The organism is Streptomyces sp. NPDC001890, assembly GCF_042891445.1.
GTDB lineage: Bacteria > Actinomycetota > Actinomycetes > Streptomycetales > Streptomycetaceae > Streptomyces.
This window is the reverse complement of the sequence record NZ_JBIATE010000020.1, coordinates 59,131-85,336: the sequence shown is the minus strand read 5'-3', so window position 1 is coordinate 85,336 and position 26,206 is coordinate 59,131. Positions and strand designations below refer to the sequence as shown.

The window sequence follows — 26,206 nt, the reverse complement described above, 5'->3', positions numbered from 1 at the left end:
TGGAGACCGGCATATTGCCGGTGGACCCCCTGGCCCATAACTTGCGTTTATGGAGCTGGAGTTGCGCCATCTGCGAACCGTCCGTGCCATCGCCGACACCGGCAGCCTGACCAAGGCGGCCGCGAGCCTCGGGCTGGCCCAGCCCGCGCTGAGCGCTCAGTTGCGGAGGATCGAGAAGGCACTCGGCGGCCCGCTCTTCGACCGGGACCACACCGGCGCCCGGCCCACGCTCCTGGGCGAGCTGGTACTGGAACGGGCCCGGGTGGTGCTGCCCGCCGTGAGCGAACTCCAGGAGGAGGCGGTGCGGTTCGCCAATGCCTGGGGAACCATGGAGCGCTTCCGGCTGGGCGGCACGCACGGACCGCTGCTGGGCGGCCTGGTGGACCGGCTGGCCGCCGCGCACCCGGCCGCGCCCGTGTCGACGTACACCTCCTGGTCGGTCGGCGAGATCGCCTCCCAACTCATCGACGGCAGACTCGACTTCGCGCTCATCGGGGCCTGCGGGGAGAGCCCGCCGCCGGCGCACGACCGGTTGACCTGGCAGGTCATCGGCATCGACCCGGTCTTCGTGATGCTGCCGGACACCCATCGGCTGGCCGGTGAGCAGGAACTCGGCCTCTCCGCCCTGGCGGACGAGTGCTGGGCGGACGTGCCGGGCGAGGGCTGCTTCGCCGACTGTTTCGTCGGTGCCTGCGCGCGGGCCGGGTTCAGTCCGGTCTCGGTGTACGAGACGGACACCGCGTCCGTCGTCCACCTCGTGCAGGTGGGCCGGGCGGTCGGGCTGTGCCGGGCGACGTTCCCGCCGACGCCCGGGGTGGTGACACGGCCCATCTCCGGCGCGCCGCTCAGCTGGCGTCATCTGCTGGGCTGGCATCCGCGGTCGGCGGCGGCCGACGCGGCGGCGGGGGCGGTGAGCGGGCACACCCGGGCGGCGTACGCGGAGGCCGTGGAGCGCAGCGAGAGCTACACGCGCTGGCTCGCCGCGCACCCACGGTTCGGCGCGGCGATGTGACGGCGTGCCGGGGGCCGGGCGTCGGTTACCGAGCGCCGGGGCCGGGCGTCGGTTACCGAGCGCCGGGGGCCGGTGCCGGGGGCCGGTGCCGGGGGCCGCCGCGGCTACCGCACGCCGTGCCCGTCGGCGATCGCCACCACCCGCGCGGCCAGCTTCAGATCGCTCTCGGTGACCACACCTCCCGCGTCGTGCGTGTTCACGGAGAGGGAGACGGTGTTGTAGCCGAGGGTCAGATCGGAGTGGTGGTTCATTTCGTCCTGGATCGCGGCCACGTGCGCGGTCAGCCCGAGGGCGGCGAAGTGGCTGTGGAGCCGGTAGGTGCAGGTGATCCGGTCCCCTTCCAGCGACCAGCCGGGCAGTTCACCCAGTCGGTCCTCGATCTCCTGCTGCGACAGCGGTGCGGCGGGCATACGGCGACTCCTCATCGTCGGTCGGTGCCGGTCGGCGGTGCCGGTGACGTTACGGTCTCGGTATGACGACTGTGGCGATTGACACGGGGGTAGGGCCGCTGCTGCGCAGTTGGCGGGAGCAGCGCCGGATCAGCCAACTGGAGCTGGCGCTCCGTGCCGATTCCTCGGCCCGGCACATCTCCTTCATCGAGACGGGCCGCTCCCGTCCCAGCGAGGAGATGATCCTGCGGCTGGCCGAGCATCTCGACGTACCGGTCAGGGAACGCAACGCCCTTCTGCTGGTGGGCGGTTACGCACCCCGCTATGCACAGACCGCGTTCGACGACCCGGCGCTGGGCGCGCTGCGCGAGGGGGTGGACCGGCTGCTCCAGGCGTACGAACCGTATCCGGCGCTGGTCGTCGACGGTACGTACGACGTGGTGGCGGCCAATCGGGGCATGGCGATGCTGATGGACCCGGTGGCCGAGCACCTGCTCGTACCGCCGCTGAATGCCATGCGGCTCACCCTGCACCCGCAGGGTCTGGCGCCGCGCATCCGCAATCTGCGGGAATGGCGGGCCGATCTGCTGTCCCAGATGGAACGTCAGATCGCCCTGGCCCGTTCGCCACGGCTGCGTGAGCTGTACGAGGAGGTCGCGGGCTATCCCGTACCGGAGAGCACCGGCTCCGCCGGCTTCGAACCCGCTCCGTCGCTGCCGTTCGCGCTGCCGTTGCTGATCGAGCACGGCGGGCAGGTGCTCTCCTTCGTCTGCTCCATCGCGACGTTCAACACGCCCATGGATGTGACGGTGGCCGAGTTGGCGATCGAGACGTTCCTGCCCGCCGACCGGGCCACCGCCGACCACCTGCGCTCGCTCACTTCCTGACGACCGGAGCGGTCCACGGTGCCCCGGATCGCGCCGGCGCGATCGCGGCGACGGTCACGCAGACCAGGACGGCCACGGCGAGCAGCAGCGGAAGTCTCGGGTGTCCGTGCAGTACGGCCGCGGCGCCGGCGACCGCGCCGAGCATCATCGCGGCGGCCGAGAGGACCCGCCGTCCGGCCCGGCTGCCGCCTCCGCCGGCGAACCGGCTGTCGGAGAGGATGCCGGTGATGGTCAGGGTCAGCACGGTCGTGGTGAGATCGGGTACCGCCAGCGCCCTGGAGACCGCGTTCTGCACGCCGAGTCCCAGACCGAGCAGCACGACGAGCGCGAAGCGGACCCCGCCGGTGAAGGGGTGGCCGGAGATCGCGGTGACGATCAGCGCGGCCAGGACGCAGGCGGTCTCCACGAGGAGCGCGTACAGCAGCATCCGGCCGCGGTGCGTCAGGGTGTGGTGCACGATCAGGCCGCCGAGCAGGGCCCCGACCGCGAACGCGGCGAGCGCGACGAGCGACGCGGCGAGCGAGAATCCCGGTGCTCCGGCGATGGCGAAGCCGGAGAAGACCACGTTTCCGGTCATGTTCGCCACGAACACCCGGCCCAGTTCCAGATAGCTGACGGCGTCGACCAGTCCGGTGACGACGGTCAGGGCGAGCATCAGGGGCGGCAGCGGTCCATGACGGTCGTTCAGGTCCGGAACGACGGTGGACCACGCCTCACGCAGCAGGCCGGGCACGGGCACGGGCACGGGCACACTCCGATCACGGGGGCGACTGCTCGGATTCTCCGCCCCGGCCCCGTGGAACGCCACGACCGGCTCAGCTGCGCCGCCCGGGCCGGGGAGGACCGGGCGGCGCACCGGCCGCTACACGCGTGCTCCGTTGTCGAGCGGGTCGCGACGCACCGTTCTGGTGCCGGAGCGGCGGCCGGGGGCCCGCTTCCGGGCGGGCGGCGGTGCCTTGCTGCTCCGTTCCAGGACCAGGGCGGCCGGGACGGCGGTCATCACCGAGGAGTACGTGCCGACGCAGATGCCGATCAGCAGCGCGAGCGCGAAGTCGGCCAGCGAGTCACCACCCAGTACGGCGAGTGCGGTGAGGATGAAGAGGGCGCCCATTCCGGTGTTGAGCGTTCTCGGGACGGTCTGGAGGACGGCCCGGTTGGCGACCTCGGCGACGGGGGTGCGACGGGCCTTCGCCCACAGTTCCCGCACCCGGTCGAAGACCACCACCGAGTCGTTGACGGAGTATCCGATGACGGTGAGGAGCGCGGCCAGGAAGATGCCGTCGACGGGGCGCCCCAGCCAGGCGAAGGCACCGACCAGGATGATGACGTCGTGGACCAGCGCCGCGACCGAGCCCAACGCGAACGTCCAGCGGAACCTGATCGCCAGATACGCCAGCTGGACGAGGACGGCGATGCCGAGCGCGATCAGGGCGTTGCGCCGCAGTTCGTCGCCGAGGCTGGGGCCGATGAGCTCGTCACGGACCTTGGTGGTCTTGCCGCCCTCCTCCGCGAGGGCGGCGCGCAGGGCGTGTTCGCCGTCGTTGTCGAGTTTCCCGGTCCGTACGGAGATGTCGCCCGCGCCCGCCGTGGTGACCTCGGCGTCACCGAAGCCCGCACCGGCGAGCGCTGTGCGGGCCTGCTCCACGTCGACGGGCCGACTGGTCGAGTACTCGACGAGCCGGCCGCCGGTGAATTCGACGCCCAGGTCGACGCCGCGCACGAAGATACCGAGGACGGCCACGGCGACCAGTGCCGAGGAGACCAGCAGCCAGCGGCGCGGGGACCGCATCAGCTGGGGGTCGCGGCTCTTCAGCCAGGTGCGCACCCGGCCGGGGCCGGAGATGCCGTTGACGCCCGGGTAGTCGCCGACGAACCGGGAACCGGCGGCGATCTCGGTGAGTGCGCGGGCGATGACGAGCGCGGAGAACATGGAGGCCAGCACGCCGATGGCGAGGGTGACTCCGAAGCCCTTCACCGGTCCCGAGCCGAGGAAGAAGAGCAGCCCGGCCGCGATCAGCGTCGTCACGTTGGAGTCGGCGACGGCGCTCCAGGCGCCACGGAATCCGGCGGTCAGCGAGGAGCGCAGCGAGCGGCCCGGATGCTGGGTGCGTTCCTCCCTGGCCCGCTCGAAGACCAGCACATTGGCGTCGACCGCCATCCCGATGGCCAGGACGAATCCGGCGAGGCCCGGAAGGGTGAGGGTGACGCCGAGGGCCACCAGGGCCGCGTAGGAGATCAGTCCGTAGGCGCCGAGTGCGACGGCGGCCAGTGCGCCGAAGAGCCGGTACACGAGGGTGATGAAGAGCGCGGTGGCGGCGGCGCCGATGAGGGCGGCCCGTGCGCTGGCGTCGATGGCCTCGGCGCCGAGGGTCGGGCCCACCGTCCGCTGCTCGACGATCTCGACGGGGAGCGGCAGGGCACCGCCCTTGATCAGCAGGGCCAGTTCGCGGGCCTCGTCCGCGCTGAACGATCCGGTGATCTGGGTGGATCCGGAGGGCAGGCCCGCATTGCAGGCGACGGAGGGCGAGACCTGCGGCGAGGAGATGATCTGCTCGTCGAGGACGATGGCGACGCGACGCCGGTCGTCCTGGGCCGGGTGGCAGGCGGCTTCGCCGGTCAGCCGGGTCCAGTCCCGGCCCGCGTCCTTGTGGAAGTCGAGGGAGACGGTCCAGCCCGCGCCCTGCTGGGCGTCGAAAACGGCGGTGGCGTCCTTGACACCCGCGCCGGAGAGCCTGGCCGGACCGAGGTCGAGGGGGCGGCCCTGTTCGTCGGGGAGCGTCGGCCCGTCGCCGGACTTCTCGCCGTTCGGCGTGTCCGGCTTCTCGCCGTTCGGCGTGTCCGGCTTCTCGCCGTTCGGCGTGTCCGGCGCGCCGGGTTTCCCCTCGGTCGGGGTCGGCGTGCCCGGCCCCTGCACCGCGTGGAAGCTGAGCTGGGCGGTTCGGCCGATGACCTCGGCGGCCTTGCGGGGATCCTGGACGTCCGGGAGTTCGACGATGATCCGGTCCTCGCCGGAACGGGTCAGCGTGGGTTCGGCGACGCCGAGGGAGTCGATGCGCTGGCGGAGCACCTCCAGGGTGCGGTCGGTGCTGTCCCGGTCCGCCTTCGCGGTGTCCGAGTCCTTGGCCTGGAGCACCATTCTGGTGCCGCCCTGAAGATCGAGGCCGAGTCTGGGTGACATGGTCAGCGTGATGAGCACGGAGACGAGCAGTACGGCCGCAGCCAGAACCGCTCGCACCGTGGTGGCGCGAGTCATGGGTTTCCTCCGAGGGGGCGCCGGGCGCCCTCACCTCGGCGAGGACGGGACGGCGGTTCAGCGGGACGGGACCGGTGGCAGGACCGGTGGCCGGCGAACGGCCGTCCACGGAGGCCCGCGTACGCCGGGAAGCGTGACGCGGGAGCGGTCGGTGGCACGTGGGGGTGCGGCGGGGACCGGGCGGTGGGCGCGCTGCGGTGCTCGGGCGCCGGGGGCACCGGGGAGCAGGAGGTCGGGGCCGGGCGGCGGGAGGTGGTGTGCGGTGCGGGCCTGATCGCTGCCGGCCCGGGGCTGGGGCCGGGGTTCGGGCGGCGGCTGGGAGCGGTGGTGGTCGGTCGCCGTGGCGGTGCGGCTGCGCCGGGTGTCGTGGACGGTGCCGGCGGCGCCGGTGCCGGTGCGGGCGGTCCGGTCGGTGTGCTGGGTGGGCTGATGGGCGCCGGGCGTGTACGCGGCGGAGGGCGGCACCCCGGCGAAGGGCCGGGCGGGGAGTGCGGATCCGACGGCCGCGGGGGTGGTGCCGACAAAGGTGAGGACGGCGAGCAGGAGGGCGGCGAGGAGCAGCCGGGCCGCCCGCGCGGTGTCGAGGCGTGCCGGGGCGCCCGGCCGTGCCCCCGGGCCGGTCCGGCGGATCAGGGTCGGGTGCGCCCTCGGGGGCACATTCCCCGGGGGCGGCCCCGGGAGGGGGGTCACCCGGTTCGGCCGGTCAGGGCCGGTGCCTCGCCGGCCTGGCGGAGTACGGAGCTGAGGACCAGGCCCGCGCCGCGCACGACCGCGGTCGCCGGGTCGTCGGCGAGACGGACCGGTACGCCGAGGCGGACCGCGATCCGGTTGGTGATGTCGGGCCGGGCGGCACCGCCGCCGGCGAGCAACGGGCCCTTGCGCAGGGCCCCGAGGACGGCACCGTGCCGGTCCTGCTTCCACATCTCCATGACCATGTCCAGGACGGTGCGGACGACCGCGGTGGGCGGCTGTGCCGGGTCGAAGTCGTCCAGCCCGGTCTCGGCCTGGCGGGCGTCGCGGACCTGTCCGTCGACGAGCACGGTCGCCTCGGTCAGTCCGGCGCCGATGTCGACGACGAGCAGCGGCCCGCCGGTCCGTGGTCCGGCGCCCGCGGCGGCGGCCCGCGCGCTGTCGAGGGCGATGACGGTCGTCGGCCCCAGGGCGGCGATCAGTTCCGCCGCCTCGGCGCGGTGCCGGGCCCCGGCGAGGACGGGATGGCTGACCACGATCACGGAGCCGGTGCGGTCCGTGCCCAGTGCCGTGTCGGCGATACGGCCGAGCAGCCGGCCGCAGGACTCGGGGTCGACGATGCGCCCCCGCCGGACCGGGCTGCCGTGCCCGGACTCCGTACCGGCACCGTCGCAAACGTCGGTGTCGGCCAGGACGCCGTGTCCGGGCACCCAGACGCGGGTGCGGGAGCTGCCGAGATCGAGGGCGAGGCCACGGGTGACACCCCGGTGGCCCCGGCGGGCGGACGGGACGGGTCGCCGACCGTCGTGCAGAGAACGCATCGTCCCTCCTCCGCCGCCCTGGCACCACAGCCACGCAGACCATCCATGCACCCGCTGATAGCGAGGCACGGCCGAGCCCTCACTATGCAATAGGGAGGCAAAGAAAGCCACTCCCCAGCAAAATCCAAGGGCTGGCGTCGGCTGTGCGTCACACCTGCGACGGCAGGAAGACGGCGACCAGTTCGGCGAACTCGTCCGGCGCGGCGATCCGGACCCCGAGGTCCTCGGCCTTGGTGCGCTTGGATCCGGCCTTCTCCCCGGCGACCAGGAGCGAGGTGCGCTTGGAGACGCTGGAGGAGGACTTCCCGCCGGCCCGCTCGATCAGCTCGTTCATCTCGTTGCGGGAGAGCTTCTCCAGGGCGCCGGTCATGGCTCCGGTGACCACCACCGTCATCCCCGCCAGCGGCAGACCGGTGCCCTCCGCCCCGTCCGTGGCGGCGGCCGATTCCGTGCTCTCCTCCCCCGGCGCGGGCGGCGGCGTCGCGCCGGGCTCCGTCATGTTGACCCCGGCGGCCACCAGCTTCTCGATCAGCGGGGCCAGCTCCACCAGCTCCGCGACGACGCCTGCGGCCTTCTCCTTGCCGATGCCGTCGACCCGCTGGAGCTCCTCGGCGTCGGCCGCCCTGATCCGGTCCATGTCCGCGAAGTAACGGGCGATGCGCCGCGACATGGAGCGCCCGGTACCACGGACGCCCAGCGCGCAGAAGACCCGGGAGAGCGGCTGGGTACGGGCCGTCTCGATGGCGGCCAGGAGGTTGTCGGTGCTGGTCTCACCCATCCGTTCCAGGCCCAGCAGCTGTTCGCGGCCGAGGGTGAACAGATCGGCGAAGTCGGCCACCAGACCGGCGTCGACGAGCTGGACGACGCGGGTCGCACCGAGGCCCTCGATGTCGAGCTGGTCGCGGCCCGCCGCGTACGAGACGGAGGCGACGAGCCGGCAGTCGCGGCCCCGGACACAGCGCCAGCGCTGCTCGCTGGTGTCGATCTCGGAGCCGCACTGCGGGCACGACTCGGGGAACTCGATGGGCTGCTCGTCGCCGGTGCGCAGATGGGCGACGGGGGCCTCGATCCGGGGGATGATGTCGCCCGCCTTGTAGACCATCACCCGGTCGCCCAGGCGCAGATCGCGGCGGGTGATGTCGGCGGGGTTGTGCAGTGTGGCGTAGCTGACGGTCGAGCCGTCGATCTCGACCGGCTCCAGCACGGCGCGCGGAGCGATGATGCCGGTGCGGCCCACGTTCCACTCGACGGCCAGGAGCCGGGTGACCTTCTCGACGGCCGGGAGCTTGTACGCGATGGCCCAGCGCGGCGCCCGGCTCCCGGATCCGGCCTCGCGCTGGTCGGCGGCGAGATCGGCCTTGATGACGATGCCGTCGATGCCGAACGGCAACGAGGCGCGCAGGGCCGCGACTTCCTCGACCCGGCTCTGCACCTCCTCGACGGTGGTGACGGTGCGCGGCGCCACGTCCGTGTCCGCCGCGGTGTGCACGCCGAGCCGGGCGGCGTGGGCGAGGACCTCGCTGTGCGGGAGTTCGGCGAGGGTGTCGGTGAGCTCGCCGGAGTCGGGCAGCGGCAGGGCGCCGTAGGCGAAGAACGTCATCTCCACCGTGTACGCGCGGTCCTTGGCCCTGAGGGTGCCCGCCGCGCCGTTCCTCGGGTTGGCGAAGGGGGCGCCGCCGTGTTCGGTGCGCACGGCGTTGGCCTGCTCGAACTGCTCGGTCGTCATGAGGATCTCGCCGCGCATCTCGATCGTCACCGGTTCGGCGAGCTGCTCGGGCAGGCCCACCACGGTGCCGATCGCATGCGAGACGTCCTCGCCCGCGGTGCCGTCGCCCCGGGTGATCAGCTGCTCCAGGCGGCCCGCCCGGTAGCGCGCCGCGACGGCCAGTCCGTCGAGCTTCGGCTCCACGCTCCAGGCGGTGACGGGGCGGCCTATCCGGCGCTCCAGCGACGCCGTCCAGGTGACGAACTGTTCGGCCGAGAAGACGTTGTCCAGGGACAGCATCGGAACGGTGTGCGGCACGTCCCCGGTCGCGGCGCCGCCCGCCACCTTGCCGGTCGGGGAGGCGTCCAGCACCTCCTGGGGGTGCTCCTGCTCGTATGCGGCGATCCCCCGCACCAGCCGGTCGTAGGCGTCGTCGTCGAGCGTGCTCTCGCCCGTGGCGTAGTACGCGGCGGCGGCCCGCGAGGCCTCCTCGACGGCGGCGGCGTAGGCGGCGGTGTCGGCGAGCGCGACAGCTGAGTTCGTCATGACCCCCATCCTGCCGCCCACCACTGACAACGGCCGTCGGCCGGCCACCCGCCACTGCCAACTGCGCCCCCGGCCGGCCGCCCGCCACTGGCAACGACGCCCTCGCCGCGGCCGCCCACCACTGCCGACGGCCTCTCAGCCCGCCGCCTGGGCCGAGCCGTCCTCCTCGTCGGCGTCCTCCACCGCGCCCGGCGTCCGCAGCGGGATCTGCGGCCCCGAGCACTCCCGGAGCCAGCGCCGCAGCACCTCGTGCACCTGCTCGGCGCCGACCAGTTCCGTGTCCGGTGCCACCGGTGCGGACAGGTCGGCCGGCCACAGCAGGAAGGGCCTGGACTGCTCGCCGCCCAGGCCGCCGTGCGAGCCGATCTGCTCCTCGAAGGCGTGCACGCAGCCCGTGGCGCCGTCGTACATCGAATTGACCATGATGTCGGCGACGTGCGGGAAGGTGTCGGTGCGCCGCACCGCCGCGGCCGCGCCGGGGCCGAACGGAGCCAGCGGCCCTTCCCCGTCCACCAGCTCCGACACCGGGATCTGTGCCCCGCCGCGGCCCAGCACCACCGATCCGTGCCGCTCGCTGCGGACCAGCAGGAAGCCGATGCCGGGGTGGTTGGCGAGGGTGCCGAGCAGGGCGGGGTGGCTGCGGTCGAGCTGTTCGCGCGAGGCGCGTCCCACGATGTCGGGGAAGGAGATCAGGCCGAGGTTCCCGGAGGCGAGGACCACCGGGTCGGACGGCTTGGCGAGAGGTTCCGCCGCGCCCTCGCCGACCGGCCGGTGCAGGGCGATCCGTACCGCGTCCCGCGCCTCCGAGCCGCTGCGGGTGCGCTGCGCCCGCCGGGACACGGGCAGCCCGCAGCCGGCCCGCACCAGGTCCTTGAGGGTCAGCCCGTACGCCCCGGCGAAGGTCTCCCCCGGGCTCTGCCCGTGGTCGGACAGCAGCACGATCCGGTAGGTGCGCGGGGTGTGTTCGGCGACCTTGACGATCAGGGCGAGCGAGCGGTCCAGGCGCGCGAGCACCTTCTCCGCGTCGCGGCTGTTCGGTCCGGAGTGGTGCGCCACCTCGTCGTAGGCGACCAGGTCGGCGTAGACCGCGGTCCGGCCGGCGAACATGTCCCCGATGACGGCGGAGACCACCACATCGCGTTCGACGACGGTCGCGAAGGCCCGGATGAAGGGGTACAGCCCGCCGCGCTTGATCCGGGGCGCCACCTTCCGCATCCGTGCCCGGGTCGACTGGCCGATCTCGCGGCAGACCTCGGCCACGAACGACAGTGCGGTGCGCACGGCGTTGGCGGGGTCGGAGAAGTACGCGAAGTAGCCGGCCCTGGAGCGGCGGCCCTTGCCGAACCGGGCCGCCATGGACAGCACGAGCGCCAACTGGTCGGCTCCGCCGCTGAAGAGGTTGCCGCGGCTGGCGCCGTCCAGGGTGAGCAGCCCGCCGTCGTGGGTGCGCGCGATGGCCCTGCGCTGGAGTTCGAGGGCGCTCGCGGGTCTGCTGGAGACCATGACGTCGCCGGTCTCCTTCTCATACCAGCGGAAGGCGGGGACGTCGTGGTTGCTGCCGTGCAGGATGCCGAGCTGGCTGGCTCCGGTCTGGCTGGACCAGTCGGTGCGCCACGGGGTGAGCCGGTGCCCCTCCTTGTCGGCCAGCCAGTGCGCGACGGTCGGCATCAGACCTTCCTCGGCGGCGCGGGCGAGCGCGTCGTGGCCGACTCCGTCGAGCTGGATGAAGACGGTGCCCGGCGGTCCGCTGCGCCCGCTGTCCGTGCCGGTGCGGCGCCGGCGGCGGACGGCCAGCCGGGAGAGCCTGCGACGGTAGGCGTTGTCGTCGCGGACGGCGAGCGCCGTGGAGGTCGCCGAGGCGACGGCGGACATCACGGCCGCGACGACGACGGCCGTCTGCGGGTCGGCGGCGCCGCGCCCGTCCGGGATGAGCCGCAGGGCGAGCAGCAGCAGCGAGCCGTTCAGGAAGAAGACGAGCAGCCCGAGGACGAGCGCGGGCACGATGAGCAGCGCCCTGACCAGGACCGGCCAGACCAGCGCGGAGAGCAGACCGAACGCTCCGGCGCCCCAGGCGGCGGTGAACGCGGTCTTGGTTATGCTGTCGCCGTCGTCCGACTGGAGCTGGAAGTCCGGCAGAATCCCGGCGAGCGCCAGCATCGTGAGCGTCGATACCGCCCACACCACGACCACTCGCATCAGGGCGCTGCCGGCTGCTCGCCATCGCCCGTCACCCACGCCGTTTCCACCTCACGTCCGGCCCCACCGTTCCGGGCCTCGGCCCCCAGCCTTTCACAGCGGGGCCGCGGGTCACGGTGGCCGGACGGTCAGCAGCCGTCGTAGCCGGCGGTCGGCATGGAGAGCCTGCGGTGCACGCTCGCCTTCGTACGGGCGGTGTACGGCGGCTCGTCGAGTCCGGCGAGCTCCAGGCGTACGCCGCGCCGCTCGCACTCCGCCGCGAACTCCGGCACCGAGGTGAGTGCCCGCGCCAGCACGCGGTCGTTGGCGGCGACGAACAGTTCGACGTCGCCGTTCTCGACGTCGGTCCACAGGGCGTGGTGGTCGGGGCGCAGTCCGTAGAGCCGCAGCTGCCGGGTGACGACGTAGCCCTTGTCCGCGGCCCAGCGGGCGCACATGTCTTGCTGGCCGCGGGTGTCCACGAGGAACGGATCGCTGTCGAGCTCCTCCAGCGGTGTGAGGCTGGCGATGGCCGCCACCCGTACGTCCGTCACGTCCCCCATGGGCGTTCCCCCCGTGCTAGGCGTACCGGCGACCCTACCCTCCGGTCACCCGCGCAAATAGGCGCGTGCGGGGACGGAAGGAGCGCGAAGCCCGGGTCCGGGACGCCTGTGCGCCCCCAGCGCTTAGGCTCGATGCCGGGGAAAGCATTCCGGGAGCCGGGAAACTCCGGGAGGTCGGGAACGAGGAGGCGTCGCGTGCCGGTGGAAGTCACCTGGTGGGGTCATGCCACCTGCACCATCGAGGACTCCGGGGTCAGGGTGCTGACCGATCCGCTCTTCGTGCGGCGTCTGGCGCATCTGCGCCGCCGTCGCGGTGAGCTGCCCGGCCCCGAGGCCGCGGTCGCGGACGTCGTGCTCGTCTCGCATCTGCACTCCGACCATCTGCATCTGCCGTCCCTGGCCAGGCTCGCCCCCGGCAGCAGGCTGATCGTGCCGGTGGGCGGGGTGCGCTCGGTGCCGGGGCTGCGGGGCCTGGGCTCGAAGCGCGGGCTGCGGATCACCGAGGTCGCCGCGGGTGACGAGGTCCGGGTCGGTGAGGTGCGGGTGCGGGCGGTTCCGGCGCTGCACGACGGCAGGCGGCTGCCGATGGGCCCGCATCGCTCCCCCGCGCTCGGCTTCGTGGTCGAGGGCGAGGCGCGGACGTACTTCGCCGGGGACACGGGGCTCTTCGACGACATGGCCGAGGCCGTCGGGCCGGTGGACGTGGCGCTGCTGCCGGTCGGCGGCTGGGGCCCGTATCTGGGTCACGGCCATCTGGACGCGGGGCGGGCGGCGCAGGCGCTGACCCGGCTGGCACCGCGGTCGGCGGTGCCGGTGCACTACGGCACGTACTGGCCGATCGGCCTGGACGGGGTCAGGCCGCACGAGTTCCACTCGCCGGGTGACGAGTTCGTCCGCAAGGCGGCACTGCTGGCGCCGGAGGTGGCCGTGCACCGGCTGTCCCACGGCGAACATGTGCGGCCGGAGGGCGCCAGGTGATCCAGGAGGTCGTGAGAGAGCTGCCCCCGGAGTCGACGCAGCAGGCGATCGGTTATCCGTCCCTGTTTTTGCTGGTGGCTCTGGGGGCGCTGGTGCCGGTGGTGCCGACGGGTGCGCTGGTGAGTTCGGCCGCGGTGGTGGCGCTGCATCAGTCGTCGCCGTTCTCGCTGCTGATCGTCTTCGCGGTGGCCTCGGCGGCGGCGTTCCTCGGTGACATCTGTCTGTACTGGCTCGGCCAACGGGGGGTGCGGTCGAAGAACGGTTCGAAGTGGCTGCGGACGATCCGGGACCGGGCCGCTCCGGACCGGCTGGCGCAGGCGCAGCGGAAGCTGGACGAGCACGGGGCGGTGGTGCTGGTGCTGTCCAGGCTGGTGCCCGCCGGGCGGATTCCGGTGATGCTGGCCTGTCTGCTGGGCCGGATGCCGCTGCGGCGGTTCGCCCGTGGCGATGTGCCGGCGTGTCTGGCGTGGGCGGCGACGTATCAGGTGATCGGGATCCTGGGCGGTTCGCTCTTCCCCGAGCCGTGGCAGGGGGTGGTCGCGGCGGTGGGTCTGACGCTGCTGATCAGTGGGGCGCCCGCGGTGCTGCGGAGGGTGCGGACCCGGTTCAGCCACTGATCGTGCGGGGCGCGGGCTCCAGTACGCGCGAGGCGCCGATCGGCAGGTCCCAGAGCAGGTCGCGGGGGTGTCCGGCGCGTTGCCAGGCGGTACGCAGTCGGGTCAGCGGTTCGAGCACGGGTTCGGCGGAGAGCAGGAAGGTGGCCCAGTGCATCGGCGCCATCGCCCGCGCGCCGAGGTCCTCGTACGCCTGCACGGCCTCCTCCGGATCGGTGTGCACGTCGCCGAGCCACCAGCGCGGTTCGTACGCCCCGATCGGCAGGAGGGTCAGGTCGATGCCGGGGTACCGGCTGCCGATCTCGCCGAACCAGTGCCCGTAGCCGGTGTCCCCGGCGAAGTGGATCCGCCGGGCGCCGGGGCCGGGGGTGGTGATGATCCAGCCGCCCCACAGGGAGCGGCAGGTGTCGGTGAGGGTCCGTCTGGACCAGTGGTGGGCCGGCACGAAGTCGAAACGGACCCCGTCCAGCTTGGCCGATTCCCACCAGTCGAGTTCGGTGACGCAGGTGAAGCCGCGACGGCGGCACCAGCGGCCGAGTCCGGCGGGGACCAGGAGCGGAGTGTCCCTGGGCAGCCTGCGCAGCGTGGGGGCGTCGAGGTGGTCGTAGTGGTTGTGGCTGATGACGACGGCGTCCACGGGCGGCAGGTCCTCCCAGCGGACGCCGACCGGGGTGATCCTGGCCGGGGTCCCCAGGATCCGCCGGGACCAGACGGGGTCGGTGAGGACGGTCAGTCCGCCGGTGCGGATGATCCAGCTGGCGTGCCCGGCCCAGGTGACGGACGTGCTGCCCGCGGGGGTGGCCGGCAGGGGTTCGGGGGCGTACGGGAGCCGGTGGATGCCGCGCAGTCCTTCCGCGTTGGGCCGCAGGGAGTGCTCGCGGGCCAGTCGGGACATGCCCATGACACCAGGGAGGGGCGCGGTGAGCCGGTCCGCGAAGCTGCTGGGCCATTCCCGGATCTCGCCGAGCGGACGCGGTCCGACGATCCGGCCACGGGCTTCCCGGCGCGCCTGCGGCTGCGGCTGCGGCTGCGGCTGTGCGGTCCCGGTGCGGGAGCGCTCGGTCTGTTCCGTCATCGAGAGACTCCCGTCTCGCAGTTCCTCATCGGAGTTCGTCGAGGGCCGTTGCGAAAATGCTCAGGGCCTCGGCCACATGCGGCAATTCAAGGGGCGCCACAGCGGTGAGGGACTCCAGTTGCTGTTCCGGAGCCGACCCGAGCAGCACCCCGGTGCCCAGCCGCACCCGCAGCGCCCCCAGTTCGTCGCCGAACCGGTGTCCGCCCGGTGTCGGAGCACCGAGACGTTCCGTCAGGTACTCCTCCAGTTCCAGCGAGTCCGTGACACCGCGGGCGGCCAGCCGGGATCTGAGCGGGCCGAGATCGGCGTAGAGGTGCCGGCCCGCCTGCGGGGGCCTGGCCAGCGCGCCCGATGCCAGGACCGCGCGGTGGGCGGCGCCGGCGATCCGGGCCTGGAGCGCGGCTGCCCGGCGGACCCGATCCGTCACGGAGTCCGGTTCGCGCAGCGCGTGGGCGGCGGCCATGGCGACCGGCCCCGCGACGAGCGCGCCGAGCGCGGTGAGGATGTCGAGCGTACGGGCGTGGCGCACCGCCGCCCGTTCGGTGTCCGGGAACCGGGCGACCGCGACCGGCCAGGCGGACGGGGCCAGTGCTCCGGCCAGGTCGCAGACGACCGTGACGTCGTCCGGGCACATCTCGGCCGGGCTGAGCAGGACCGTGTCGCGCGGCCGGTGCAGGGTGTCGCGCCAGGTCTCGTCGCTCACGACGTGCAGCCCCTCGGCGATCGCCGCCTCGCACGCCTCGCGCACCAGCTCCGGCGGGGCGACGGTGGCGGTCGGGTCGTCGACGACGGAGATCATCAGCAGCCGGGGCCGGCCGCCCTCGGCACGCACCCTGCGCACGGTCTCCAGGAGCGCGTACGGATCGGGCACACCACCGCACTCGGCCGGGGTCGGCACATGGTAGGCGGGCCTGCCGAGCAGCCGGGCCTGCGGGATCCAGGTGGCGGGGCAGGGCCGCGGCATGAGTACGTCGCCGCCGTGCGCGGCGATCAGCGCGAGCAGCAGCGGCGAGGCACCCGGGGCCGCGGCGACACGCTCCGGGCTGCCGGGCAGCCCGCGCCGCTCCCAGTAGGCGGCCGCGGCCGTGCGCAGGGCCCGGCCGCCACCGGTCGGTTCGGGCTCGCTCCGGCCCGCCGCCGCGGCAAGCACCTCGGCCAGCTCGGGCAGCACCGGCAGACCCGGATCGGGGGCGGGCGGCCCGTACCGGACGGGGCCCCGGTCCTCACGTACGGAGCGCGGGCCGTCCCCGGCCCGTCCGGTCCGCTGCCGCGCCATCCGGGCCTCCTTCGCCGCCGCCCCGTCACCCTGTCGCGCCGTCTCGCACTCAGGGCCCTTTATACGAGGATTCGGCCGACCGCGCCCGCCGACGGACCGGTGGGGCGCCGCTGAGGCGGGGTCAGCCGGCGAAGGCCGCCTGGGGCATTCCGCGCCCCGCGCCCGGGAGCACCAGCAGCGAACCGGACAGCGGGTGCGGAGCGGTGAGCCCGGTGCGGGCGGTGGAGATGTACAGGTCGTTCAGATCCCGGCCGCCGAAGGCGCAGGCGGTCGGGCGCCTGACCGGCACCGCGACGATCCGGTCCAGTGCGCCGTCGGCCGTGTACCGGCGCACCGCCGCGCCGTCCCACAGCGCGACCCAGACGGCCCCTTCGGCGTCGACCGTCAGCCCGTCGGGGAATCCCGCGCCCTCCTCGACGGTGACGAACGGGCGCCGGTTCACGGCGTGTTCCCCGTCGAAGTCGAAGACGTCGACACGGCGCGTCGGTGTGTCGATGAAGTACATCAGCCGCCTGTCCGGGCTCCAGCCGATGCCGTTGCCGCACGCCACGACGGGCAGCACCGCGCTCGTCGCGCCGTCGGCCGCGACCCGGGAAAGGCTGCCGCCGTCCGGGGCCCCGTCGTAGCGCATGGTGCCCACCCACAGCGCCCCGTCCGGTGCGACCGCCGCGTCGTTGCCGCGCCGGCCCGGCACCGGGTCGTGGACCAGCCAGCGGAAGGCTCCGTCGGCGTCGTACAGGCCGACGCCGTCCCGCAGATTGACCACGAGTCCGCCGCCGGCGCGCGGTTTGGCGGCGCCGACGTGCTGTTCGGTCGCCAGCACCGTACGGCGGCCGCTCACCGGGTCGTAGGTGTGGACGCGAGCGGAGACGATGTCGACCCAGATCAGCCGTCCGGTGGACGGGTCCCAGGTCGGTCCCTCGCCGAGCTCGGCCTGCTCGCGCACGGCCACGTCCAGGTGCGGTGTGTTCACTTCTGCCTCTCATGACCGGAAGACCGGAATGCCGGACACACTAATCCTGTTCTTCGGCCTTCCGGCAGTCCCGGGGCGATGAGCGCCCTCCCGCATCGGCCGGGCCTCAGGCCCGCCGGCCGAGGAGTGCGAGGAGCCGGGCCTGCGGGTCGGCGTCCGGAGCGGTCTCGACGGGGGCGGCGAACAGGCCGCTCTGCGAGAGGTCCTTCGCGTACGGTCCGACCTCGCGGGCGGCGAAGTCGACCAGCCGGGCGGGCAGCCGCTCGTCGGCGCCGATCGCCCGGGACAGGTCCCAGGTGTGCACCACGGCGTCGGCCACCATCTGCGCGCAGTAGGCGTCGGCGGCGCTGTCCCCGTACGACAGGTTCACGGTCCCCTCCAGCGCGCCCGGCGCCTCGATCGCCCGGCGCGCCCCGGCCGCCGCCCGGTCCCACGCGGCCACGGGGTCGTCGCCCAGCACATCGCCGTCGAAGGCGTCGCCGACCTCGGCGACGGTGCGGCGCTCGGTGACGAGCGCCGGCACCCAGAGCTGCTCGGAGGTGAGATGGGCGACCAGGTCCCGGACGGTCCACTCGGTGCACGGCGTCGGTGCGGACCACTGGTCCTCGCGCACCGCGTGCACCCGGTCGGTGAAGAGCCGCAGGGCCTCTCCGTGGCGTTCGAGGATTTCGCTGACGGAAGCGACGGAAGCAGATGCCATGCGTCCACTCTCCCCGGGCCGGAGCCGGGGCGCGAGCGGGCGCTGACCATATGTCGAGATGGGGATCTCAAATCCCGGAACTCCGGCGTACGGTGGCCGTACCGATCACCGCTTCGCGGCGCGTGTTCCCGGCACGCCCGGGAACACTTCCGGCCGCGTTCCGAGAAAGGATCCACGGCCATGCCGAAGGAGACCGCCGTCTACACCCACGGCCACCACGAGTCGGTGCTGCGCTCGCACCGCTGGCGCACCGCCGCCAACTCCGCGGCCTATCTGATCGACGAGCTCCGCCCCGGTCTGGCGGTGCTGGACGTGGGCTGCGGACCGGGCACCATCACCGCGGATCTGGCCGCGCTGGTGGCTCCCGGCCGGGTGACCGCCGTCGACACCACCGAGGAGATCCTGTCCCAGGCGGCCGAGGTCGCGGCCGAACGCGGGCTGGACAACGTCGAGTTCGCCGTCGCCGATGTGCACGAGCTGGACTTCCCCGATGACTCCTTCGACGTCGTCCACGCCCACCAGGTGCTCCAGCACGTGGGCGACCCGGTGCAGGCGCTGCGCGAGATGCGGCGCGTCTGCCGCCCCGGCGGCATCGTCGCGGCCCGCGACAGCGACTACGCGGCGATGGCCTGGTACCCGGAGGTTCCAGGCCTGGACGACTGGCTGGACCTGTACCGCCGGGTCGCCCGCGCCAACGGCGGCGAACCGGACGCGGGCCGCCGGCTGCTCTCCTGGGCCCGCCGGGCCGGCTTCACCGACATCACACCCACCGCCGCAAACTGGTGTTTCGCCACCCCGGAGAGCAGGGCCTGGTGGAGCGGCCTGTGGGCGGACCGCACGGTCGGTTCGGTGTACGCGAAGATCGCCGTCGAGGGCGGCCGCGCGAGCACCGAGGAGCTGGCGGAGATCGCCGAGGCGTGGCGCGAGTGGGGCACGCGGGACGACGCCTGGTTCCTGGTCCCGCACGGCGAGGTGCTCTGCCGGGTCTGAGCACCCCGCCCCTCCCCCGGACGAATCGATCACACGTCGACGTGCCGCCAACTACCCTGGCGCGCATGGACATTCTGGGAACCACGCTGCGTATCTGCGTCGACGACCTGGAGGCCGCGGTGGCCTTCTACGAGGACCTCACGGGCAGCTCGGCGCTCCGTTTCGAGCGCGGCGGGGTCTCGGTCGCCGCGATCAGCTGCTTTCTCCTGATGAGCGGCCCGGAGTCGGAGCTGGAGATCCTGCGCAAGGTGACGGCGACGATCGCGGTCAAGGACGTCGACGACGCGCATGCCTCCCTCACCCGCGTCGGTGCCCGGATCCTCGCGGGTCCGGTACCGACGCCGGTGGGCCGCAATCTGATCGCGGTGCACCCGGACGGCTCGGTCTTCGAGTACGTCGACCGGAGCCTGCCGTCCGGCCGGTGAGGCCGGACGGCATCGATGATGCACCGTCAGCTAGCGGGGCGCATGCGGAAGTTGTACCTGGCGGGCAGTGGCTCGTCCGTGAGCCGGGTCCATAGCTCGTCCAGGATCCGCGCCCCCTCGCGCAGGTCCTCGACCTCGAAGCCCTCGTCGAAGACGGCTCGGGCCGCGACCCGGTCGCCCTCGGCGAGCAGCAGCTGCGCCTCCAGCAGCCGGAACCGGCCGCGCCGCCGGATCGCCGGAGGCAGGGCCGCCCAGACGGACCGGGCCGCCACGGCGCGCCCGGCCGTCAGCAGCGCCTCCACCGCCTCCCGGCCCAGCGACGCCGCGGCCGCCGTCCATTCCTCGCCGTCGTCGCGACGTTCCGCGCACAGGTCGTCGAACGCCTCGCCGTAGAGGTCCGCGGCCCGGTCCCGCTGCCGGCCCTCCCCGGCGGCGACGGCGAGGCACCGCAGCAACGGCCAGCGGGACGCGGCGAGCACCAGCCCGCGCTCCCAGCTGCGGACCGCCTGGGCACGGTCGCCGGCATGCCACTGGGCGACGCCCAGGTGGTACTCGGTGAGCGGTTCGGCAGGGGCCGTCTCCAGCATGTCGCGCCAGTGCGGGGAGACCAGGGAGGGGCCGGGCGGGACCACCCGGCGCGGCTCGGGAAACGCGCCCTGGTCCAGCAACTCCAGCCAGGGCCGCTGCTGTTCGCCGAGGGTGGAGTCGGCGAACGGGGTACCGGGAAGCTCGTACTTGCCGCGCCTGACCTCCAGCGCGCCCCAGCCCGATCCGATGGCGAGCGACTCGCCGGGTTCGGTGTCCGCGCAGGGGTACCAGGCGGCGTAGGCGGCATCGACATCGGCGCGCGGCAGCACCTCGGCGAGCCGCTGTTCGGTCTCGGAACGGGCCGCAGCCCAGTCCTCGCCGTGCACGGCGAGCGGGTCCGCGGACAGCGGGCCGTACGACTCCAGCCAGCTGAACTCGGCGCCCGGTTCGAGCGGTACGTGCTCCAGCTGGGTACGGGCGAGCCCGGCCTGGATCTCGGCGTATCCGACGGTGCCGGGCTCGGTGAGCCACTCCTGCCAGCGCCGCCCGCCCGTACCGCTTCCCCAGAGGAACAGCTTGCGGCCGCGCAGCAGATCGGTCGACGTCTGGACGAGCCCGTGGCCGTCCTCGTCGAGCGAGGCTATCCAGCGGCGGGCGCCGTCGGGCACCTCGTAGAAGTAGTCGGCGGGGAAGTCGCCGCGCAGCGGGTACGTACGGTCGACCGAGCCGGACACCGGGACCGGGACCCGGGTCAGGGACCGTTCGTACCCGAAGTGCCAGGCCTCGTCGGCGGGGGCGAGCACGCGGGTGCGTTCGCCTTCGGGCACGGCGATGTTGGACCACCAGTACACGGGCGCGACGTGCTCGTGCGGATTGCGGATCCGTACGCCGACGTGCAGGAAGTCGGAATCGTGCGGCAGCCACAGATCCACCTGGAACGGCAGGTCGCGCAGCCGCTCCCACTCCCAGAGGCGGACCATCTCGCCGCCGTCGGGCGCGGGGACCCGGGCCGCGTGGAGCGGGGCGCACGACAGCGTGGTGTGGCCCGTGGCCCCGATGTTCCATTCGATGCCGCCGGAGAACCAGGCGCCGTTGAGCGCGAAGTCGGCGGGCTGGAGCACGGGGTTGCGGTAGAGGAGTTCCCGGCCGGTCGGCTTGTGGAGGAGGGAGTGGACACGGCCGCCGAGACCGGGCAGGACGGTGGCCCGCAGCCGGTCGTTCTCGATGACGATCGCGTCGAGTGCGGTGGGGGTGCGCTCACGCCCGTAGCCGTCGAGGATGCGCACCGGCAGCACGGTGGACAGTGGCTGGAAGCCGATCTGGCGCGCCATGTCACGTGGCAGTGCGGCCCGGTCGCGTTCGTCGACCACATGCATCTCGTCGAGCGGCCGCAACGCGGGCAACGGATTCTCCGGACCCAGCGGCCCGGCGGGCAGGGTCAGTACGGCACGTCGTACGGTCGTGGCCAAGGCAACCTCGCTCCCTCACGCGGGCCGCCACAGGTCCGGGCGCCCCCGATGACCATGGAACACGTTCGGCAACGCTCCGGCCAGGGGCTTCGCTGTCAGACTTCGGCAAAGGCGCTCGGGCGGGGCGCGCGTCCTGCCCCGCCCGCCCCGCCGGTTAATTCGGGTGCGTTCTGTCCGCAGCTCCGTAACCTTGGCCCTCGACGGGGATCGGTGGCATGGGCCGGTGCGGCATGCCCGGACGGAACGCGGAGCGGAACACGATGAGCACGCAGCACACCTACCGAGTGATCGTGCGCGGCACCTGGGACGGGCTGACCGACGAGGCGCGTGCCCGGCTGCTGTCCGAGGTGGACGCACACGGCCTGACCGCGATGCAGTTCACCGAGGAGGGCTCGCTCGCGTACGACCGTGTGCTCAAGCACTTCAGCTTCCGGTACGTGGTCGTCTCCGACGCCGAGGACGGCGAGGAGCTGGCGGGCGCGATCGCCGAGGACCGTGCCGAGACCTATCTGGACGAGCACGGGTACGGCCATGGCGCACTGCGGTCCACGGTGACGGACATGGACACCATGAAGATCAACTACAAGGGGCGGCGCGGCTGAGGGCTGTCCCACCCGACGCCCGGCCGGTCAGGTGCGTTTGAAGAACTCGACCTCCCCGACCGCGATCGGCCGTCCCTCGCCCCGGCCGGCCGCGGCCCTCAGCACCAGCCGGACGGAGACGACGTCGCTGATGCCGGTCCGTACCGTCTGCTTGCCCGGTTTGTCGGTGAGTGTCACCGCCTTCTTCCGGACCTCGCCGCCCTCCGTGGTGACGATCAGGTCGGCCTTGGTGGGCCTGGCCCCCTGCCGGAATTCCTCGGCCTTCGTCGACACCCCGGTGTACACCACGACGCCGACCAGCCGGAACGGCTTGTCGAAGACGCACGTCAACGAGGAGTCGAGCGTGGGCGCTCCCCAATACCTGTTGGTCAGCCCGTCGATGGCGGCGGATGCCGGGTGGCCGGGGGCCTGGGCGCTCGCCGTGGCCCTGACCGGGCTGATCTCCGCCGTTCCGCCGAGCTTGTCCCGCACGTCCTCGAAGACGTAACGCCCGGCCGGTACGAGCAGGAAGCCCGCGAACAGCAGCCCGACGACCACCAGCGCCAGCACGGTCCGCCTGAACGCCCGGCCCGATCCGCTCCGCACCCGGCGGCGGAACGGCCACACCGTGCGCCACCACGGCAGCGGCGCCGGCTGCTCCCGGGTCTGCAACGGTGCGGCGCAACGGCGGCAGAACCGGCGTCCCGGCAGGTTCGGGGTGCCGCACGCCGGGCACGGCGGCCCCTCCGGCTCCTCGTCCGCCGTCACGGGCCGCACGACGGGCCGCCGGGCGATCGGCTCGGCCGGCCGCACCGCGACCACGGGCTCCTCCTCGGCCGCCGGTGCCGGCCGTACGGGGGCCGGCTGCGCGGGTTGTTCCGGCCGTACGGCGGCGGGCCGGACCGGCCGCGCGGGCGGCTCCGGCGCGCGGGCGGGCGGTGCGGTCTCCGGGGCTGGACCGGCCGCAGGCTCGGGTTCGGGCTCCCGCTCCGGCTCGGGTTCCGGCTCGGGCGGAATCACGGTCGCGGGCGGAGTGGCGGCCGCGGGATCGGCGGGCGGGCGGGCCGGTGCTGACGGGCCGGCAGGATCCGCCGCGGGGGCCGCGGGTTCCGCCGCAGGGGCGGCGGGCTCCCGTGCGGGGGCGGCGGGTTCCGCCGCTGCGGGAGCGGTTCGCGGTGTCGGGGAGGAAAACCCCAGGTAGGAGCCGCAGTTCCCGCAGAATTCGTCGTCCTCGCGGTTGGCGGTACCGCACGCCGGACACGAGCGCATCGCGTCAGTCTCCTGTCTCGTCCGGTGGGCCCGGCAGAATCTCCACCCGGCAGGTGAGGTGTACGGGGCACGAGGCGGCGACGACGTCCCGGACGCGGTTCGCGTCCACCGGTCCGCCGTGCGGCGCCCAGACCCGTACCAGCAGTTCCCCGGTCGGGGCCGGGGGCAGTTCGGCGCCCGGTGCGGACGACCACGTGGCGCCGCCGCCGTCCCGGATGTCGGCGTGTACACCGAAGCAGAGCCGGAGTTGTTCGACCAGGCCGCGGCGGGTGCCGCGCCACCGGTGCAGCTCGACGGCGCGGGCGATGACGGCCCGCCGCAGCTCCTCGGGCCACGCCGGATCGACCTCGGCCGCCACCCAGGACGACAGCCAGGGCAGGAAGTCGGCCGGGGCCAGCGCCGGGTCGAAGTAGGCGGGGAGGTTGTCCAGGGTGGACAGGACCGGCGCCAGGACGGTGTCCAGGCCCGCCGTGAAGCGCTGGGCCAGGTCGTCGTCCGCGTACAGCGCGGGCAGCAGTCCACCGATGGGATAGCGGCTGGCGAGACCGGGTACCGCGGCCCTGCTCATGAGCCGTCACCGGCCGTGCTCGCCGTGACCTCGACCTGGTGCTGGTGCGAGAAGACCAGGGCGCCCGGGGCGACATCGATCCGGTCGACCGCCGCCCCGCGCCGCCCGGTGATCGGGTCCGCGGGGAACAGCCGCACCTCGTCCACCAGGCCCACCCCCGGCACGCCCTGGAGCACGGCGAAGATCTCGCCGTACTGCACCGGCCTGCCGAAAGGCCACCCGGTCCCGTCCGCCCCGCCCCGCAGCGGGTCGATGTGGCCGAACAGCGCCGCGATCGCGTCCGCGCGGACCCGGTCCACGTCGCCGCCGTTCGCCACCAGTCTGGCGACCACCGTGACACCCTGGTACGCGGGCGGTTCCACCACCAGCCGGGTGCCCACCAGGCGCCGTTCGTCGAGTCGCGCCGTAACGGCCGAGAGCACGGAGTCCGACGGGATCAACTGCTCGAACCGCAGCTGGCCGCCCTCGTCGATGACCGCGTCGGGCACCACCAGGACCCGTACCGCGCCGCCCTCCCCCGCGACGGCGGGCACGCACCGGACCCTGCGCAGGGAGGGTCCGGCTTCGCGGGCGATGGCCTCGTAGTCCCCGGCCGTGACCGCCCGCTCCTGCACCCGGAGGATGTGGGGCGCCCGGACCTTCGCGTTCTCCACGGACTCGCCGTCGACCCCGCCCCGGGCCGCCTCGCGGTTGTCCACGCCCGCCACGTACGGCACCGAGCTGCGCAGTACGCAGATGGCGCCGCGGGCGACGTTGCCGGCCGCCCCGCCGCCCGTCCGGTAGCGGGGGACCCGGAGTTGGGCGCCCTTCTCGGGCACCGCACCGTAGGAGCGCATCGTGCCGTCCGGATCGCGTACCTCCGGGGGGAACGCGAACTCGCCGGAGACGGCGTCGATCCGCACGTGCCGGTCGTGCGGGGCGGAGGCGCCGAAATGCTCCACGGCGGTCCAGACCTGCCAGCCCTCCGCGGAGGAGACCTGGACGACCGGCGGCTCCCCGTCCATCAGCAACGGCGCCCGGCTCACGGTGAACCGCTGCCCGGCGACGCCCTCGGAGGTGCCGAGCGGTACGTCGAGAACGGTCTCCGCGTGTTCGACGCCCGTGGTGCCGCCGACGGTGAACACCTCGGCCTCCCGGATCGTCGGCGACTCGGAGTAGAACGGCTGGCCCGGCTCCGGCGCGGTGACCCGGCAGCGCAGCCATCCGGCCCGGACCCCGGCGGTCACCGAGGCGGTGTGTCCGGCGGGGACGAACACGATGACCTCACCGGGCCTGTTGAGCCCGCCGGTGCTGTCGGTGCCGGTCCGGCAGACGACCCAGCGGGCGCCGTCCCACGCCTCCCAGACCAGCGGCGGCTGCCTCGGGTCGACGCCGACGCCCTCCACCCGGCTGTCCAGCCGCACGGCGACGATGCACCGGGGCACGGCGGTGGGCAGCCCGAACAGCAGGGCGTCGCCGGGCTCCGGCCGGGACTGGAAGCACGGGATGTCCTTGCCCGCGCCGAGCGGTGCGGTGCGGTCGGTCTGGTCGCCCGACACCGGCGCGGTGACCAGCCGGATCAGCGAGCTCGGCACGATCGGCAGCTCCTCGGAGGTCGAGAACACCACCGCTTCCTCGGCCTCGCCGCGTGCGGTGGCGACCTCCGTGCCCGCCGGGAGCCGCACGGTCTCCGGCTGCGGCGCGGAGAGCCAGAAGTCGACCTCCGCCCGCGCCACCGTCGGCGGGAAGAGCGTGACGCCCAACAGGTCGAGGAAGGCCGAGTAGTTCTTGTCCGGGACCCGGTTCAGCCGGTACAACAGCTGGTCGACCATGTACGCGAACGTCTCGATGAGCGTGACCCCTGGGTCCGAAACGTTGTGGTCGGTCCACTCGGGCGAGCGCTGCTGCACGTACCGCTTGGCCTCGTCCACGAGCTGCTGGAAACGCCGGTCGTCCAGGTTGGGTGCGGGCAGGGCCATCAGCGCACTCCCGATTCTTCGGAGCCCTCGGAGGACGGAATCGTGTAGAAGGGGAAGACGAGGTTGCGCAGGTCGTTGGTGGCCCGCACGGTGTAGTGCACGTCGATGTACAAGGTGCCCTCCTCGATGGCGTCGAACGCGATCACCACGTCGGTCACCTCGATGCGCGGCTCCCACCGCTCCAGCGAGGTGCGGACCTCCTGGGCGATGCGCCCGGCGGTGGCGCCGTCACCGGGTGCGAAGACGTAGTCGTGGATGCCGCAGCCGAACTCCGGGCGCATCGGTCGCTCGCCCGGCGCCGTGCCGAGGACCAGCCCGATCGCCTCCTCGATCTCCCGGTCCCGCTCGACCATGCCGATGCCGCCCGTGGCGCCGACCCGCAGCGGGAAGCCCCAGCCGCGTCCGATGAATCCGCTGCCGCTCACACCGGGCCCCCGATCAGCACGTTCGGCGCACCGCTGATGATCGGCGCGCCGCAGCTGGTGTTGTCCCGCATCCGGGCGGCGGGCAGACCGCCGATCAGGACCTGACCGGTGACCGCGGCGGCCGGGTTGGGCATGATCACGTTCCCCGGTCCGAGCGCGGCGTGCGGCGGGACCACGCACACGTGCAGGCTCCCGGTGACGGCCGCGGGCCGGCCGCCGATCAGCACGGTGGCGACGGCCACCGCACCCGGGGGCGGGGTACCGATGACGCCGCCGTGGGCGGTGCTGTCGCCCGTGCGGGCTGCGGGGGGCATGGTCGGTGTTCTCCTTGCTGGG

General features: G+C 73.5%; 25 protein-coding genes and 1 pseudogene. 7 read left to right on the top strand and 19 right to left on the bottom strand.

The window, feature by feature from the left end:
• Positions 1-49 precede the first annotated feature (49 nt).
• Positions 50-1,012: a LysR family transcriptional regulator gene (locus ACFYY1_RS33285; protein ID WP_388592172.1), complete on the top strand. Its 963-nt coding sequence runs from the start codon at positions 50-52 to the stop codon at positions 1,010-1,012.
• Between the two features lie 104 nt (positions 1,013-1,116).
• Here ACFYY1_RS33285 and ACFYY1_RS33280 read toward each other — a convergent pair whose 3' ends face one another.
• Positions 1,117-1,422: a 4a-hydroxytetrahydrobiopterin dehydratase gene (locus ACFYY1_RS33280; protein ID WP_388592170.1), complete on the bottom strand. Its 306-nt coding sequence runs from the start codon at positions 1,420-1,422 to the stop codon at positions 1,117-1,119.
• Between the two features lie 62 nt (positions 1,423-1,484).
• On the opposite strand from ACFYY1_RS33280, the gene ACFYY1_RS33275 reads away from it, so the two are divergent.
• Entirely contained in the window at positions 1,485-2,288 is an 804-nt protein-coding gene (locus ACFYY1_RS33275; protein ID WP_388592168.1) for a helix-turn-helix domain-containing protein, read from the top strand.
• On the opposite strand, the gene ACFYY1_RS33270 is transcribed toward ACFYY1_RS33275, so the two are convergent.
• From ACFYY1_RS33270 to ACFYY1_RS33240, 7 genes are all read right to left on the bottom strand, one after another.
• Entirely contained in the window at positions 2,278-3,021 is a 744-nt protein-coding gene (locus ACFYY1_RS33270) for a DUF1275 family protein (RefSeq protein ID WP_388592266.1), read from the bottom strand. The two genes, ACFYY1_RS33275 and ACFYY1_RS33270, sit on opposite strands and share 11 nt — an antisense overlap.
• A gap of 129 nt (positions 3,022-3,150) precedes the next feature.
• On the bottom strand, positions 3,151-5,541 hold the full coding sequence (secD, locus tag ACFYY1_RS33265; RefSeq protein ID WP_388592166.1) for a protein translocase subunit SecD: 2,391 nt from the start codon (positions 5,539-5,541) through the stop codon (positions 3,151-3,153).
• Positions 5,542-5,598: 57 nt separating this feature from the next.
• Positions 5,599-6,198, bottom strand: a complete 600-nt coding sequence (locus ACFYY1_RS33260; RefSeq protein ID WP_388592164.1) for a hypothetical protein — start codon at positions 6,196-6,198, stop codon at positions 5,599-5,601.
• Positions 6,199-6,227: 29 nt separating this feature from the next.
• A complete protein-coding gene (locus ACFYY1_RS33255) occupies positions 6,228-7,052 on the bottom strand; it encodes a rod shape-determining protein (protein ID WP_388592163.1) in 825 nt (274 codons plus the stop codon).
• Positions 7,053-7,200: 148 nt separating this feature from the next.
• Complete coding sequence (gene ligA, locus ACFYY1_RS33250) at positions 7,201-9,303, bottom strand: NAD-dependent DNA ligase LigA (RefSeq protein ID WP_388592161.1); 2,103 nt, start codon at positions 9,301-9,303, stop codon at positions 7,201-7,203.
• Positions 9,304-9,438: 135 nt separating this feature from the next.
• A complete protein-coding gene (locus tag ACFYY1_RS33245) occupies positions 9,439-11,538 on the bottom strand; it encodes a phage holin family protein (RefSeq protein ID WP_388592159.1) in 2,100 nt (699 codons plus the stop codon).
• An 89-nt stretch (positions 11,539-11,627) separates the two neighbouring features.
• Positions 11,628-12,041 (bottom strand): hypothetical protein, encoded by a 414-nt coding sequence (locus ACFYY1_RS33240; RefSeq protein ID WP_388592157.1) that lies wholly within the window; start codon positions 12,039-12,041, stop codon positions 11,628-11,630.
• Positions 12,042-12,236: 195 nt separating this feature from the next.
• Between ACFYY1_RS33240 and ACFYY1_RS33235 the strand changes: the two genes are divergently transcribed.
• Complete coding sequence (locus ACFYY1_RS33235; protein ID WP_388592155.1) at positions 12,237-13,019, top strand: MBL fold metallo-hydrolase; 783 nt, start codon at positions 12,237-12,239, stop codon at positions 13,017-13,019.
• Positions 13,016-13,636 (top strand): DedA family protein, encoded by a 621-nt coding sequence (locus ACFYY1_RS33230; protein WP_388592154.1) that lies wholly within the window; start codon positions 13,016-13,018, stop codon positions 13,634-13,636. The genes ACFYY1_RS33235 and ACFYY1_RS33230 overlap by 4 nt, the downstream gene beginning before the upstream one ends.
• Here ACFYY1_RS33230 and ACFYY1_RS33225 read toward each other — a convergent pair.
• The 4 genes from ACFYY1_RS33225 to ACFYY1_RS33210 all read right to left on the bottom strand — a co-directional run bounded on the left by ACFYY1_RS33225 (position 13,626) and on the right by ACFYY1_RS33210 (position 17,657).
• Positions 13,626-14,708, bottom strand: coding sequence for an MBL fold metallo-hydrolase (locus ACFYY1_RS33225; protein WP_388592152.1), 1,083 nt, complete (start codon positions 14,706-14,708; stop codon positions 13,626-13,628). The two genes, ACFYY1_RS33230 and ACFYY1_RS33225, sit on opposite strands and share 11 nt — an antisense overlap.
• Before the next feature lie 25 nt (positions 14,709-14,733).
• Complete coding sequence (locus tag ACFYY1_RS33220; RefSeq protein WP_388592150.1) at positions 14,734-15,984, bottom strand: aminotransferase class I/II-fold pyridoxal phosphate-dependent enzyme; 1,251 nt, start codon at positions 15,982-15,984, stop codon at positions 14,734-14,736.
• 121 nt (positions 15,985-16,105) lie between these two features.
• Positions 16,106-16,957, bottom strand: a complete 852-nt coding sequence (locus ACFYY1_RS33215) for an SMP-30/gluconolactonase/LRE family protein (protein ID WP_388592149.1) — start codon at positions 16,955-16,957, stop codon at positions 16,106-16,108.
• A gap of 106 nt (positions 16,958-17,063) precedes the next feature.
• The gene (locus ACFYY1_RS33210; RefSeq protein WP_388592148.1) at positions 17,064-17,657 is read right to left on the bottom strand and encodes a TIGR03086 family metal-binding protein; all 594 of its coding nucleotides are present in this window, start codon (positions 17,655-17,657) and stop codon (positions 17,064-17,066) included.
• A 180-nt stretch (positions 17,658-17,837) separates the two neighbouring features.
• Between ACFYY1_RS33210 and ACFYY1_RS33205 the strand changes: the two genes are divergently transcribed.
• A complete protein-coding gene (locus ACFYY1_RS33205; protein WP_388592146.1) occupies positions 17,838-18,647 on the top strand; it encodes a class I SAM-dependent methyltransferase in 810 nt (269 codons plus the stop codon).
• Between the two features lie 65 nt (positions 18,648-18,712).
• Positions 18,713-19,072, top strand: a complete 360-nt coding sequence (locus tag ACFYY1_RS33200) for a VOC family protein (protein WP_388592145.1) — start codon at positions 18,713-18,715, stop codon at positions 19,070-19,072.
• Positions 19,073-19,098: 26 nt separating this feature from the next.
• Here the strand turns inward: ACFYY1_RS33200 and ACFYY1_RS33195 are convergent, their stop codons facing one another.
• Positions 19,099-21,069, bottom strand: a complete 1,971-nt coding sequence (locus ACFYY1_RS33195; protein WP_388592144.1) for a DUF5107 domain-containing protein — start codon at positions 21,067-21,069, stop codon at positions 19,099-19,101.
• 260 nt (positions 21,070-21,329) lie between these two features.
• Here ACFYY1_RS33195 and ACFYY1_RS33190 point away from each other — a divergent pair, with 260 nt between their 5' ends.
• Positions 21,330-21,671 (top strand): DUF6204 family protein, encoded by a 342-nt coding sequence (locus tag ACFYY1_RS33190; RefSeq protein WP_388592142.1) that lies wholly within the window; start codon positions 21,330-21,332, stop codon positions 21,669-21,671.
• A 27-nt stretch (positions 21,672-21,698) separates the two neighbouring features.
• On the opposite strand, the gene ACFYY1_RS33185 is transcribed toward ACFYY1_RS33190, so the two are convergent.
• From ACFYY1_RS33185 to ACFYY1_RS33160, 6 genes and pseudogenes are all read right to left on the bottom strand, one after another.
• Positions 21,699-22,670: an NADase-type glycan-binding domain-containing protein gene (locus tag ACFYY1_RS33185; protein WP_388592265.1), complete on the bottom strand. Its 972-nt coding sequence runs from the start codon at positions 22,668-22,670 to the stop codon at positions 21,699-21,701.
• A 186-nt stretch (positions 22,671-22,856) separates the two neighbouring features.
• Positions 22,857-22,919 (bottom strand): annotated as a pseudogene (locus ACFYY1_RS33180) (zinc ribbon domain-containing protein); the annotation flags it as partial.
• Positions 22,920-22,923: 4 nt separating this feature from the next.
• On the bottom strand, positions 22,924-23,487 hold the full coding sequence (locus ACFYY1_RS33175) for a phage tail protein I (protein ID WP_388592141.1): 564 nt from the start codon (positions 23,485-23,487) through the stop codon (positions 22,924-22,926).
• Complete coding sequence (locus ACFYY1_RS33170; protein WP_388592139.1) at positions 23,484-25,445, bottom strand: putative baseplate assembly protein; 1,962 nt, start codon at positions 25,443-25,445, stop codon at positions 23,484-23,486. The genes ACFYY1_RS33175 and ACFYY1_RS33170 overlap by 4 nt, the downstream gene beginning before the upstream one ends.
• A complete protein-coding gene (locus tag ACFYY1_RS33165; RefSeq protein WP_351257960.1) occupies positions 25,445-25,870 on the bottom strand; it encodes a GPW/gp25 family protein in 426 nt (141 codons plus the stop codon). Before ACFYY1_RS33165 ends, ACFYY1_RS33170 begins: the two co-directional genes overlap by 1 nt.
• Positions 25,867-26,184, bottom strand: coding sequence for a PAAR domain-containing protein (locus ACFYY1_RS33160; RefSeq protein ID WP_351257963.1), 318 nt, complete (start codon positions 26,182-26,184; stop codon positions 25,867-25,869). Before ACFYY1_RS33160 ends, ACFYY1_RS33165 begins: the two co-directional genes overlap by 4 nt.
• Positions 26,185-26,206 lie beyond the last annotated feature (22 nt).